11 protein-coding genes are annotated in these 14,193 nt (G+C 34.7%); 4 read left to right on the plus strand and 7 right to left on the minus strand.

The genetic code is table 11. The annotated features are described in order from the left end of the window. Positions 1-132 precede the first annotated feature (132 nt). The 7 genes from FFR48_RS18090 to FFR48_RS18120 all read right to left on the minus strand — a co-directional run bounded on the left by FFR48_RS18090 (position 133) and on the right by FFR48_RS18120 (position 9,961). A complete protein-coding gene (locus FFR48_RS18090) occupies positions 133-1,629 on the minus strand; it encodes a DNA cytosine methyltransferase (RefSeq protein WP_137668332.1) in 1,497 nt (498 codons plus the stop codon). 24 nt (positions 1,630-1,653) lie between these two features. After that, the gene (locus FFR48_RS18095) at positions 1,654-2,487 is read right to left on the minus strand and encodes a TdeIII family type II restriction endonuclease (RefSeq protein ID WP_137668333.1); all 834 of its coding nucleotides are present in this window, start codon (positions 2,485-2,487) and stop codon (positions 1,654-1,656) included. Between the two features lie 61 nt (positions 2,488-2,548). Next, positions 2,549-2,851 carry a type II toxin-antitoxin system PrlF family antitoxin gene (locus FFR48_RS18100; protein WP_137668334.1) on the minus strand — a complete coding sequence of 101 codons (303 nt, stop codon included), beginning with the start codon at positions 2,849-2,851 and terminating at the stop codon, positions 2,549-2,551. Between the two features lie 178 nt (positions 2,852-3,029). After that, positions 3,030-3,983 (minus strand): hypothetical protein, encoded by a 954-nt coding sequence (locus FFR48_RS18105; protein WP_137668335.1) that lies wholly within the window; start codon positions 3,981-3,983, stop codon positions 3,030-3,032. Between the two features lie 17 nt (positions 3,984-4,000). Then, positions 4,001-5,428, minus strand: coding sequence for an AAA family ATPase (locus FFR48_RS18110; protein ID WP_137668336.1), 1,428 nt, complete (start codon positions 5,426-5,428; stop codon positions 4,001-4,003). 231 nt (positions 5,429-5,659) lie between these two features. Beyond that, positions 5,660-8,503 (minus strand): leucine--tRNA ligase, encoded by a 2,844-nt coding sequence (gene leuS / locus FFR48_RS18115; RefSeq protein WP_137668337.1) that lies wholly within the window; start codon positions 8,501-8,503, stop codon positions 5,660-5,662. A 327-nt stretch (positions 8,504-8,830) separates the two neighbouring features. After that, the gene (locus tag FFR48_RS18120) at positions 8,831-9,961 is read right to left on the minus strand and encodes a TRAP transporter substrate-binding protein (protein ID WP_096571682.1); all 1,131 of its coding nucleotides are present in this window, start codon (positions 9,959-9,961) and stop codon (positions 8,831-8,833) included. Between the two features lie 168 nt (positions 9,962-10,129). On the opposite strand from FFR48_RS18120, the gene FFR48_RS18125 reads away from it, so the two are divergent. The 4 genes from FFR48_RS18125 to FFR48_RS18140 all read left to right on the plus strand — a co-directional run bounded on the left by FFR48_RS18125 (position 10,130) and on the right by FFR48_RS18140 (position 14,054). Further along, positions 10,130-11,020, plus strand: coding sequence for a Uma2 family endonuclease (locus tag FFR48_RS18125; RefSeq protein WP_137668338.1), 891 nt, complete (start codon positions 10,130-10,132; stop codon positions 11,018-11,020). Positions 11,021-11,636: 616 nt separating this feature from the next. After that, the gene (locus tag FFR48_RS18130) at positions 11,637-12,260 is read left to right on the plus strand and encodes a TRAP transporter small permease subunit (protein WP_096571684.1); all 624 of its coding nucleotides are present in this window, start codon (positions 11,637-11,639) and stop codon (positions 12,258-12,260) included. Positions 12,261-12,268: 8 nt separating this feature from the next. Continuing rightward, a complete protein-coding gene (locus FFR48_RS18135) occupies positions 12,269-13,612 on the plus strand; it encodes a TRAP transporter large permease (RefSeq protein WP_137668339.1) in 1,344 nt (447 codons plus the stop codon). A 298-nt stretch (positions 13,613-13,910) separates the two neighbouring features. After that, the gene (locus FFR48_RS18140) at positions 13,911-14,054 is read left to right on the plus strand and encodes a gamma-glutamylcyclotransferase (RefSeq protein ID WP_307722531.1); all 144 of its coding nucleotides are present in this window, start codon (positions 13,911-13,913) and stop codon (positions 14,052-14,054) included. The last annotated feature ends 139 nt before the right edge of the window (positions 14,055-14,193 follow it).

Below are 14,193 nucleotides of genomic sequence, written 5' to 3' on the forward strand. Positions count from 1 at the left end.
ATTTATAGCCATCTATAATTTACCTGTTTTGTTTTGCTTTGTTTTTATCCTCTATTTTCTGACTTTTTTCCTAGACTTTAAATTTTTCCTTTACGATCGCTTGACAATCAAGACAGTCGCTACAAAATACTATTAATTTTCAAAGATACCAGTATCAATAATAGCTTTGCACAATTTATCAATGACGGGGACTGAAACACTATTTCCAATTAGTTTCATCCATCTTGCTCTAGACTCTGGTAATTTAAAATCATGGGGAAATCCCTGTATTAAACAGGCTTCGCTTTTAGTAATTTTTCTAAATTCTCTTGGTTCATAAACTTCTTTGATGAATTTGTTTTTAAAATCATGATGATTTATAGCTACAATTGTTTTTAAGGTGATAAAATCATTTGTATCACTTGCCACTAAAGTGGGGAAAATATCAGAAGTTGGCAAAAAAATACGACTAACACCAAATAATCCTGTACTTATTTTCGTATTTTTAAAATCATAGCGAATTTCCACACACTCAATAATATGCTTTTGTTTGAGAGAATCAACTGTTTTTTGGATTGATATTTTTTCTAATTTAAACACTTTTTGTACTTTTAAAGTATCAATTATTATTTCTCCATTATTGGTAAATGAAAGCAGTATTTCTTCAGCTTGAGTCAAACTATTACTATTATCTTTAATATTAGACTGTTTGATCATAAAACGATATTCTTCTGATTTAAAAATTTCTAATGCTACCAGTTCATCAATTTCTGCTTGTGTAATTGATGAATCTAGACTTTGAAAATGTGCTAATGATAATGGGTTTCCGTCTAATTGTCCGTAATTACTTTTGCGTCTGTTTTTAAGTAGTAATAAACAAATATTTTTCTGTCTTTCAGTAGTTTCAATAATATCCCATGAGTGTATTGTGGTATGACCATTTCTCAGGTCATTAAATAAAAAGTAATCATTAAATCCGTTGGTATGTGAAAGACTCATACTTTTAGAGGAAATAATATTACCAAATATATCTCTCTCAATAACCTGGTTATCTATTTTTTTCTCTGATGTAATACCTAATATATCGCCAAGTGTGCGTTTTTTATCTGTTGGTTTTGGTAAAGCGAACTTTTCTAAATACTCTTGTTTATGAAATCCAATTATATATACACGGATTCTATTTTGTGGTACACCATAATCAAAGGAGTTAATAACAAAATATTTAGCATAATATCCTGCTTTTGCTATTCTTTCTAGGATGTATGCTAAGGATTTTTGATTCCGAGGATCAACTAATCCTTTGACATTTTCAAAGATAAATGCTTTGGGTTGTGATTGTTGTAGTAAATAAATTGTATCGTTCCATAATTGTCCTCTATCATCATCAAAACCTAGATTTTTACCTGCAATTGACCAACTTTGACAAGGAACTCCAGCAGTTAATAAATCATGGGGTGGTAATTCTTTAATTTTGGTAATATCTCCTAAGTTATAACTAGATTCAATTTGAAAGTTATCACAATATGTATTTATGGCATCTTGATTTATTTCGCTAAATCCTAAACAATGACCACCATTGTTACTTAATGCCATTTTAAATCCACCAATTCCCGCAAACAGGTCAATAAAAGTAAATCTTATCTTCTGCATTTTATGTCTCTTATTCTCAATCAATTATTTTAAAAATCCTTCTTCAAAATCTTGAGGAGGTTCAATTCCTAAAAATTCTTTATAAATTCTTTCTTTGTAATCCTTACCTAATACATTAATTTCTTTAATGAAATTACTATAAGTACCTTCTCCTCCAATCAGTTCCCAAAATTCATCCCCTATTAACACTGATTCATCTTCATACATATTGAACCATCTCATAGGAAAAGTCCATTTATAATCTTCTTTTTTACCGTAAGGATTATATGGCAAAGCATAGTAGGCATAATCAACAACTGTTGGATTCATTGCTAAAAGCTTAAATAATTTTTCTTTACTTACTTTTGTTTGATCACTATTTGGTAATGGAGCTTTTAATTCAAAAGCATACCTTGTTCCATGTTCTTTGTTTTCTATAAAAATATCACACACAACACTTACAGGAATAAGTTGTCCACCTCCTGCCTTAATATATTTTAATTCTTGTTCCCAATTAGGTTTTATTTTTTCCTTACCTTTACTATGTTCTAATTTATTTAAAATTTCTTGAATCCTTCTTAAACTTTCTTGTCCAATTGTTCCGTTGATTGTATGTCCCATTTGACAATTACCATGAGCTTCTAAAGCAACTACTTGTGCAAGTTTTTCCCATACACTACCAAATGGAGTGACAAATCTTCTTTCAAAATGTGAACCTTTAAAAATTTCATCAGGTACTAAGGCTGCATACATAGGTTTACTTGAACGGTGATTTTCTTTAATAAAAGGATCGGTAATTAAAACACGCTCCATTACTCGTTCCATCATTTCAGATATGACATCTTTTATGGCTTTTGAAATTCTTTCCTGTTTATTCATGGCAATATTTTATACTTTTCTATTTTTCAAGGATGAATTTTTAACGTCCACCCATTAACCTTCATACAAACATGAAATCCTCTGGTAATTCTTCATCCAGATCAGTTTCCATTCCTTCTGTAAGCATAGATGCACGATGATATATTTCTTCTGTAAGTGGTTCAATATTACTGGGATTTTTTTTGATATCTCTAGCAAGGAAATTTAAAAACGCCTTGACAAAATAATGCTTTGCCATAGTTGGTGACAATATTCTATTCATTCCTGGTGTTTCTCCTTTTTTCTGATGAATAATTATGTACTTACTGGAACGATTTACACCAGTGCGAGAAGCGCGTATATTTTTGCGAACCCTCAGTTTCATGATTCTAATTCGTTTGTGTTGAGGTAATGATATTGATACATATATTCTTAATGATACCATATTTTTTAAAGACTGGGAATTAATTATGTAGGTTGGGTTGACGTAAGGAAACCCAACATCAACTAATAATAATAAATGTGTTGGGTTGTGTTTCATTTAACCCAACCTACAAAAAAGCTTATTTCTCAATTAGTTTATATAACGTCTTAAAGAAACAAGGAATATGATTTTCCACACTTCCATCTAGCTTTGAATAAAATTTACCAATTTCTAAAGATAACTGTTCTCTAAACTTATGTTCTGAATATGTCCAATTTTCATCAGGTAAAATTTGCCGCCAATATTCCTTAGATTTCACCAACATTAATAAAGCATTGATTAATTTATTTTTATCATCTGAACTTTGATAATTACAATACTCTTGATTCCATGAATATTGAAATTTATCTATTTCCACACCATCCAAATTAGGAAGATAACTAATTCTCTGAATTACCCTTGACCAATGAATTTGTAAATCTTTATCATCAGTCATATCATTAACCATATCTAAATAAATATTTTCTAAATTTACAGAATTTTGTTTATATAAAGGATAACTAACATAATGATTATCAAAAACTTCCTGAATACCAGGTGATAAAAAATAAGCCTCTTTATGAATTAAACCAGTTACCCAAATACGATGATGGTCTGTGTTAGATTCCTTAATATTTCCTTGATGATAAAGATGATAAAAAATATCTTCTGTATTTTTAAAACTGTAATCTTCCTGAATTTCAGCAAATTGCACATCTAAATCTACAATGGCAAAAAGTAGGTCAGGATTTAAAAATGATTGACTGCTATCAGCATTATGCAAATCTAAAATTTTAAAATATGTATTTAATACATCATTTCTATCACCACAATTAAAAAATTGCGGTCTATATTCTTTCCACCATAGAGGTACACAAGCATTATAAAAATTAGCATCTGGCATCTGTTCCATTTGCTTGTATAATTGCGGTGAACGTCTCCCTTGTACTTGGGAAATAACACCTTCATAAAGAATTACTATTCTATTTCTAATTCTTGCAGATTTAATAATATTTAAACAATGTTCTTTTAGTTCAGTTTCATTTAAACTCATATTTTGTTTTACATTAATTATTGAATTGTTTTTGATGGTAATTTTGGTTCTAATTCTTTAACATGAGCAGGTGTAACCGCTTGACAAATTTCATAGGAATGGGTAGCTAAAATATATTGATTAGTCGCACCCCATTCTTCTAAATCTCTAACTATTTGATATTGCCAATCTGGATGAAATGATATTTCTAATTCATCCATTAGTACAATGGCATCTTTTATATTATTATACTTTAACCACATATAAATACATAATCTTTTTAATTCTCCATGACTTAAATCTTCTGGATAAAGTTCTGTTTCATCACCATCAATTTTAAAATTAATTCTAGATAAATCCGGTTGTACATTAATTTTTTTATTAGTTAAAAGATTGTTAAGTTCAGCTAATAGTTTTACATAATTATTACCATAATTGCCTCCTTGTTCTACAGCTTGTTTAAAATCTTCATCCCGTGCTTTTTTGAATGCTTCAATCAAAATATCTATTGCTAGAAAGTCATAAGTAAAAAAGCCAGGTAATTTAGAATTAGCTGTTTTAATTTGTTGGTAATAGTTTGTTTGATTATTTTCCTGTTTTTTAAATAGAGATTTTCTGTTGTCTGGTTGTAGAAATAGGAATATTTGTGAAATATGAGCAGTTAGAAATATTTTGTCTGAAATGTTTTTAAAAAACTCATCTGCTTCATTTATATCATTAATGCCATCAAAAACACACATTAATTTTTCTTCCACATGATTAATCTCATTATAAATATCACATATATATACAACATTATTGTTTCTTAAAATTTCGTTTAGTAAATTACGATATTCTTGCAATAATGCTTTTACGTTGTTAATTTCTATTTGTATTTCTTGTATTTCTGCATTGATTGTCTTTTCTAATAATAATTCTTCTGGAGCTAATGATTTTTCAGCCCCATTCTTTGTAACTTTACGTTTTAAATTTAATAAGCCCATTTTTTTAGTTCTTATTTCTTGCTCTAAAGGTAATATATTTTCATGTATAAAATTTTCTTTATGAAAATTGCAAACTATAAAATTTTCCCTGTCATTAATAATCCCAGATTCTAAATCTTCTAGAGTAGTAAATTTTGTATTTACATAATCCATAACATCTTCCAAAACATATTTTCCATTACCTATAAAAAATTCTATTTTTACCGTCTTACTACCATCCCAAATCTCAATAATAGCTAATGTCCTTTTGTTAGATTCATTATTATTAATATGAAAATTATGTAGTAAATTTTGAATAAACTGGACTCTATCAGGATTACCAGCACAGTGCAACAAAACAAAAATTAGCTGTAATAGCGTACTTTTACCCCCTCCATTTTGACTACCAAGGGGAAAAATACGCGGAGTAAATTCCTTTTCAAAAGTAATATCTACATTTTTCAAAGTCCGAAAATCAGGTACTTGGATTCTTTGTATGTGCATAAATTAATATATTGCTTTAACGTCACAAGTTAATTATACCTATTATACTCTCTTCCCGGTGTAAGATTAATAGTCTTATTTTACTATTTCTTGCTTCCTTCCTCTGTGTCCTCTGTGCCTCTGTGGTTCGTTATTCCATAACTCTTGATTCAAAAAATAAAAGGTGGGTTAAACTTTCGCCAACCCACCTCAAAAAACTCTCCGCGCCTCTGCGTCTCTGCGTGAGAAAACCTAACCCAAAACGAAATTCACCAACTTACCAGGAACAACGATCGCCTTCTTAATTTCCTTCCCTTCAATATAACGCTTCGCCACCTCAGACTCCCGCGCATACTTCTCCAACTCAACCTTATCTAACTGCGAAGGAACTTGAATAGCACCGCGAGTTTTACCCATAATTTGAATTACCAAAGTAATTTCATCAGCTATCAAAGCAGCAGGATCAAAACTCGGCCAAACTTGAGTATGTACCGTTCCCTTATTCCCCAACAAATGCCATAATTCATCAGCAATATGGGGCGCAAAAGGCGCTAACATAATCACCAAAGTTAGAATCCCTTCCGCATAAATTGGCGAATTATTACACTTAGCATCAGTCAGCGCATTACTTAACTTCATCAATTCGGAAATAGCGGTATTAAATTGATATTCTTCCTCCACATCTTCCGTAATTGCTTGAATTGCTAAATGAATCGCTCTCCGTACATCTTTTTCCTCTTTACTTAACTGCTCCAAATCAGCTTTCTGTTTACAAACTCCCGCCGCAGCGTAATCTGTAACCAACCGCCAAACACGGTTTAAAAATCTAAATTGTCCCTCAACATCAGCTTCATCCCATTCTAAATCTTTTTCTGGAGGTGCTTTAAATAAAATGAACATCCGCGCTGTATCAATGCCATATTTATTAATCACATCTTCCGGTGCAACACCATTTCCTTTTGATTTAGACATGGTAGCATAAACCTTTTCTAAAGGTTCTCCAGTTTGCGGATCTACAGGATTATTAGCATCAACTAAATTTGAAGGAATCCATTTATCTTTTCCTCCTTTTTTCGGGTTCATGTAAGTTAAACCCTGTACCATTCCCTGAGTTAATAACTTTTGAAATGGTTCATCAAAATTCAACAAACCTCTATCTCTTAATACTTTGGTAAAGAAACGAGAATACAACAAATGTAAAATCGCGTGTTCAATACCGCCCACATATTGATCAACCGGCATCCAATCATTTACTCTACCACCATCAAAAATTTTCTCTGCATTTGTGGCATCAGTAAACCGCAAGAAATACCAAGAAGAATCAATAAAAGTATCCATTGTGTCGGTTTCTCTTTTTGCTGGAGTACCGCAACTTGGACAAGGAACATTTACCCAACTTTCTAAATGTGCTAAAGGTGAACCACCACGGCCACTTAATTCAATTTCTTCTGGCAATTGTACAGGTAAATCTTTTTCTGGTACGGGTACAATTCCACAATTAGGACAATGAATAACAGGGATAGGTGCGCCCCAATAACGTTGACGAGAAATTAACCAATCTCGTAAGCGATATTGTACTCTTTCTTTACCAAAACCTTGTTTTTCTGCATATTCAGTAATGGCTTTTTTTCCATCTATTGAATTTATGCCATTAAAGTCACCAGAGTTAATTAAAATTCCTGGTTCTGTATATGCAGCATCTAAAATGAAAGTGCTATTCTGTGTTTGTTCAAATTCGGCTTCCAATTCACGTCTAGCTTGAAAGTAGTTAGTTTGTGAATCTGAATTACCAGTTTTTTGCCAAATTTGATAAGCACGTATTTCGACATCTTTTTCACTAAGCCCTCTTTCAAGTTCAACTTGAGCTTGAAAATAGTTAGTTTGTGAATCTGAATTACCAGTTTTTTGCCAAATTTGATAAGCACGTATTTCGACATCTTTTTCACTAAAAGATGATTTGAAAATGGGTTTTGTGGCGATTTTGTCTTCTGGTACAATTACCACTTTAATAGGTAAATTTTGCTCCTTTGCAAATTTGAAATCTCGCACATCATGGGCAGGTACACCCATCACCGCACCTGTACCATATTCATAGAGTACATAATCTGCAATCCAAATCGGTACTTCTTCCCCAGTGAAGGGGTTGATAGCTTTCCCCCCGGTAGGAATACCCCGTTTTGGTTTGTCTTCTGCGGTTCTTTCTAATTCGCTTTGGTTGCTTACTTCTTTGATAAAAGCTTCTACCGCTGTTTTTTGGTCTGAAGTGGTGACAAGTTGAGTTAAAGGGTGTTCTGGAGCTAATACGACGTAGCTAACGCCATAAACGGTGTCGGGACGGGTAGTATAAACAGCGATTTTTTCATCTAAACCGACTATGGGAAATTCTAAATATGCACCAGTGGATTTTCCGATCCAGTTAGCTTGCATTACTTTAACTCGTTCTGGCCAACCAGGTAATTTATCCAAATCATTTAATAATTCTTCGGCATAATCGGTAATCTTTAAAAACCACTGCCGCAATAATTTACGTTCTACAATTGCTCCACTACGCCAAGAACGTCCTTCACTGTCTACTTGCTCGTTTGCTAATACCGTTTGATCAATGGGGTCCCAATTTACAGCCGCTTCTTTTTGATAAGCTAAACCCGCTTCTAAAAATTGTAGAAAAATCCACTGTGTCCACTTATAATAATCGGGGAAACAGGTAGCCAATTCTGCATCCCAATCTAAGGATAAACCCAGACGCTTTAATTGCTGTTTCATCTGGTCTATATTTTTATATGTCCATTGGGCAGGAGGTACACCTCTATCAATGGCGGCGTTTTCTGCGGGTAATCCAAAGGCATCCCAACCCATGGGATGTAATACTCTATACCCTTGCATTTTTTTGAGGCGGGCGATTACATCTGTAATGGTGTAGTTACGAACGTGACCCATGTGTAAGCTACCAGATGGGTAGGGAAACATGGAAAGCGCGTAAAATTTAGGTTTGTTTGGGTCTTGATTGGTTTTATCTAATCCCAATTCTAACCATGTTTGCTGCCATTTTTCTTCAATTGCGGCCGGGGTGTATGATGCTTTTGGGGTGGACTCCACAACTAAAAACTCCTAATATTTTTCCTAGTTTCGCTATTGTGGCATAATCCTAGATATCAAGTCCGGCTAATTTATGCAGTAGTTATAGTTGTTCTAGACTTTTGATTAAGTCTTCCTTCTCCAAAACACGATCATACATCTCTGGTCTGATCTCTTGGCTGTGAATGTCTTTATTTACAGACAAAATGAACTTTACACTACAGCAATTATTTTTATACTACAGCATAGTGACTTTTTGGCTGAAGTGCTAAATGTATAAAAATTTTCTTAATCCCTCATCTACCTGTGCTTGTAAATGATTTGATAGCTGAAACTGTCACCTGTCACCTACTTCAATTTCCCATAGGCATAACGAGTTAAACTACCCTCATTCAGATTATTCCACGCATAGATACCATCTCTAAAGGGTTTCCAAATTTCATAAACCGCTTTAAAATCTGCATCCTTCGCCGCAAACTCATCATACAAAGCAAAAGATTCTTTTTCCGCTGCTTCTAATATTTCCTGACTGTAAGCACGCACTTGTACCCCTGCTTTTAATAGTTTATCTAAAGCTTCACTATTACGTGCATCATAACGGGCTAACATTGTTGTATTTGATTGATAGGCGGCTGTTTCTAAAGCTGCTTGATATTGAGGAGGTAGCTTTTTCCACTCATCTAAATTAATTTGTACTTCTAAGGTTGGACCCGGTTCCCACCAACCAGGGTAATAGTAATATTTAGCAACTTTATTTAAGCCTAATTTCTCATCGTCGTAGGGTCCTACCCACTCAGCAGCATCAATAGCGCCGGTTTGTAAAGCTTGGAATATCTCTCCCCCTGGAAGTGTCTGTACTGTTACCCCTAGTTTGGACATGACTTGTCCGCCTAAACCGGGAATACGCATTTTTAGTCCCTTGAGGTCATTCAGTGTTTTCACTTCCTTGCGAAACCATCCCCCCATCTGTGTACCCGTATTTCCCGCAGGAAATTGAATCACATTAAATTTACGGGCGTAAATTTCCTGAAGTTTGGCTAAACCGCCTCCTTCATATAACCAAGCGTTTTGCTGTTGGGCATTCAATCCAAATGGTACGGATGTTCCAAAAGCTAAAGCCTGACTTTTCCCAATGTAGTAATAAGCTGCTGTGTGTCCTGCTTGGACTGCACCTTGAGAAACCACATTCAGAACTTCTAAACCAGGGGCTATTTCTCCTGCTGCACGGGGTTCGATGATAAATTTACCATTGGTTAGGGCTTTGACCCGTTCTGCCAAAACCTGCGCTCCGCCAAAAATTGTTTCTAAGGATACTGGCCAACTGGTGGCCATTTGCCATCTAATGGTGGGTAGGTTGCTAGTGTCTGCTTGTCCTTTTGTAGCTGGGTTTGTGGCTTTTTGACAACCACCAACTATTGCCACTCCTGTAGCAGCGATCGCACTTTGAGATAATCTGTTAACAATAGCTCGACGTTTCATAACAGTTAATACTATTGACCTAAAATTAAGATATTCCCACAATATCATAATGATGCAACAATTCAGAAATTCCGATGAGATTTATTATTTCTGATAATTTTGTCAATTTCCCATCATTTCATATTAGTATAAAAATATTAAGTAATTTCTAACTAATATTTAACAGCTATGTTAGAAACTGTTTTGGCCAAGCCTAGCATTAAACTGCCACCCACCCAGGCAGAACTTCCTTGTGATGATGGTATCCCGATGGAGACACAAAGACATAAATTACAAATGGATATTTTAATTGATACGATTCAGCCTTGGTTAGATCAAAGGTCTGATGGATATGTAGGAGGCAATATGTTTGTCTACTACAGTTTAGCACAATTAAAAAATCAAGATTTTCGCGGTCCAGATTTCTTTGCTGTTTTAGGTGTGCCGAAAACAGAAAGATTATCTTGGGTGGTTTGGGAAGAGGGAAAACCGCCAGATGTTGTAATTGAATTACTGTCAGAAAGTACAGCTAATAATGATAAAAATGCGAAAAAATTGATTTATCAAAATCAAATGCGGGTATCTGAATATTTTTGGTATGACCCTTTTAAACCAGATGATTTTGCAGGTTTTGATCTAAATAGTGGTGTATATCAACAAATACCATTAAATGATCAAAAGCAACTGGTAAGTAAAGTCTTAAATTTGGCTTTAGTGCGTTGGCAAGGTAAGTATAGAGGTGTTGAAACAACATGGTTACGCTGGGCAACTTTGGATGGTGAGTTATTTCCTACTTCTCAGGAAATCGCAGAAATTGCAAAACAAAAAGCAGATGAAGTAGAACAAATTGCAGAACAAGAAAAACAACGTGCAGAACAAGAAAAACAACGTGCAGAACAAGAAAAACAACGTGCAGAACAAGAAAAACAACGTGCAGAACAAGAAAAACAACGTGCAGAACAAGCTGAACTGCAATTAAGAAAAGTTGCGATGAATTTATTACAGAATGGAATGTCTGTAGAACAAGTAGCACAGTTAACAAATTTGGATATTTTCAATGTGGAAAGATTGATTAATTAAATAGTAGGGGTTTAGCAGTGCTAGACCCCTACAGGACTGATAAATAGATTAAATATTGTGAAATATCATCTTGTAAAAAATTTTTTATAACTGAATTTTGAACAATATTTAAAGGAGGCAGGAGTTGAAAGGCAGGAGGCAGGAGGCTGTCTTAGTGGGGGATTTAAACCCACCTCTAATCGTAGACCGCCCTTGCGGGTTCGCTAGTCACCTACAGAAGAAAACCTTCTTGCAGAGCTGGCTCACCAAATCACCAGATTATGGCGGTGGACTTAAACCCAAATGGGCGAGTCAAAAAGGCTTTATTCTTAATTCAAAAATTTTCCTTCTGCCTCCTGCCCTCTGCCTTCTGCCTCGCCCGATAGCGCAGCGTGGCGTTAGCCATAGGGCAGTTAAAGTATTAACGTAAGTTGCTAGTTACAAATATTCAGGTTTATTTCTCGATTAGATCACCCCTCACCCCCCTTAGAAAGGGGGAAATTAATCAAAGTCCCCCTTTTTAAGGGGATTTAGGGGGATCTAGAAGGCTTATGCTTATAGTTATAACTAGCAACTTGGGTTATTATTGAGACTTAATCCTGCATTCTCAATTCTTACCCTGAATTTATTATGTTCTATGCGTAACTCAAGAAGATTCACCTTCATCAGCAAGCTGTTAAAAGTATCCCAGTTTATTGACAAATGTGCTGATAAATTGGGATGGTTATCCAATTGGCTAGTTTTACTCACCATTGGCGTTGGTTTCTTTAATGTTGTCGCCCGTTATCTAGGGCGCTTCATCGGAGTGCAATTATCTTCTAATGCCTTATTAGAGCTACAATGGTATCTATTTTCTCTCACTTTCTTACTAGGCTTTGCGTACATTTTACGTCATGGCGAAAATGTGCGGGTTGATTTTCTCTATACTAATATGAGTGAAAAAAGACGCGCCTTAGTTGATTTTTTAGGAACAATTTTATTTTTAATTCCCTTTTGTTTAATTGGTATTTGGGTGACATTTAACCCAGTTTTACAGTCTTGGGGAAGACTAAGTGATGGTACTTGGGGAAATTGGGAAGTATCTTCTGATGCTAATGGTTTACCCCGCGCTCCCATTAAAACAATGGTTCCCATAGGTTTATTATTTCTGCTTTTACAAAGTATTTCTCAAACAATTAAATATGTAGCCGTACTATTAGGCTATGAAGAAGTAGCAGAAAAAATTCGTTTAGAAACTTCAGAAAATATCAATATTGAGTAGGTAAAATTATGGGTTTTCAATGGTTATCCATTTTCATGTTTGTTGGCTTTTTCGTTATCTTAATGAGTGGCTATCCTGTAGCTTTTTCCTTTGCCGGTACAGCCATTGTTTTTGGAATCATTGGTACAGCATTAGGGGCTTTTAATCCTGCCCGTCTCCTACTATTACCCAATAGTTGGTTTGGAACAATGTCCAATTTTACTCTACTAGCTATTCCGTTTTTTGTGTTTCTGGGTGCAGTATTAGAAAAATCAGGATTAGCGGAAGAATTATTAGAAACTATTGGCATTCTTTTTAGTCGTGTCAGGGGTGGTTTAGCCTTAGCAGTCGTTTTAGTAGGAACTGTTTTAGCCGCCACAACTGGAGTTGTAGCAGCTACGGTAATTGTTATGGGAATGTTATCTTTACCTGTAATGATTCGCTATGGCTATGATAAAAAATTAGCTGCTGGGGTGATAGTTGCTTCTGGTACTTTAGCCCAGTTAATTCCTCCAAGTTTGGTATTAGTAATTCTCAGTGATCAAATTGGTGTTTCTGTAGGAGATTTATTTTTAGGGGCATTAATTCCTGGTTTAATGTTATCTGGTTCTTATATTCTTTATATATTAGGATTAGCTGTTTTTAATCCAGAAAAAGTTCCCTTGATTCCTGCGGATGTGGAAATTCCTCAAGGTAGTCAATTAATTAAAAAAGTTTTTAAAGCAGTTATTCCCCCTATTTTCTTAATTCTTGCAGTATTAGGAAGTATTTTCTTTGGTGTTGCTACTCCCACGGAAGCAGGGGCAGTAGGTGCAGTTGGAGCTACTATCCTCGCAGCTTTTAATAAACGTTTGACTCCCCAATTAATTCGTGATGCGGCTCATTCTACAGCGGTAATTACTGCTTTAGTGGTAATGATTTTATTTTCTTCTTCAATGTTTAGTTTGGTGTTTGATGCTTTGGGCGGAAAAACTCTGATTACTGAATTATTAACTGGTTTACCAGGAGGATATTGGGGGTTTATAATTGTTAGTAATTTAGCAATTTTCGCTCTGGGTGTTTTTCTCGAGTTTATGGAAATATGCTTTATTGCTATGCCTTTATTTGTACCTGCTGCCCAAGCTTTAGATATTGATATGGTCTGGTTTGGTGTGGTAATGGCAATTAATTTACAAACTGCTTTTATTTCGCCACCAGTAGGATTTTCTTTGTTTTATTTACAAAGTGTTGCCCCTAAAGAGGTGAGTACATTTGATATTCATAAAAGTGCAATTCCTTTTATGATTTTACAGTTTATTGTTTTGTTAATTGTGATTAATTTCCCCCAAACTGTTCGCTGGTTAATTGATGTTTCCGCAACTACGGGAACTTGAAAAAATAGAAGCGGGGTGCGGGATGGGTAACAGAGGTAGGTATTTTACTTTGTCGTGAGGGCAAGACAAGGAAGGACGGTGGACAAGGGGGTAAAAATGTGATTAAAAATTCAATTCTGGAAACTGTTCCCTGTTTCCTGTTCCCTAGCCTCTAACGATCACTTTTTCGGCAAGCCCTAACTAAGCAACCACAGTAATGAATGTTTTTGTATACGGTACTCTAAAACCAGTTTAAGCTAATTATCACCTGTGTGAACATAAAGTATTAACATCAAAAAAAGCGATCGCGTTCGGTAAAATATATGCTTTACCAATGGGATATCCGGCGATGACACTCGGAGATGAGAAAGTTTACGGTTATTTGTTGTCTTTTGCTGACTCCCAGATTTTACCCGCATTGGATGATCTAGAAGATTACCAGCCCACAAAACCAGTGTCATAAAATCTTTACACTAGGGTTAGTAGCTAGTTACTGTTTTCTTAACCAATACTAACAAATACTCACATTTACTGAAAATTTCCTGTCATCTTTTGCTTTGTGACAGAATTACAGTAAAATCACTGTATGCTACTAGGATTCA

This window comes from Sphaerospermopsis reniformis, assembly GCF_005402885.1.
GTDB classification, from domain to species: domain Bacteria; phylum Cyanobacteriota; class Cyanobacteriia; order Cyanobacteriales; family Nostocaceae; genus Sphaerospermopsis; species Sphaerospermopsis kisseleviana.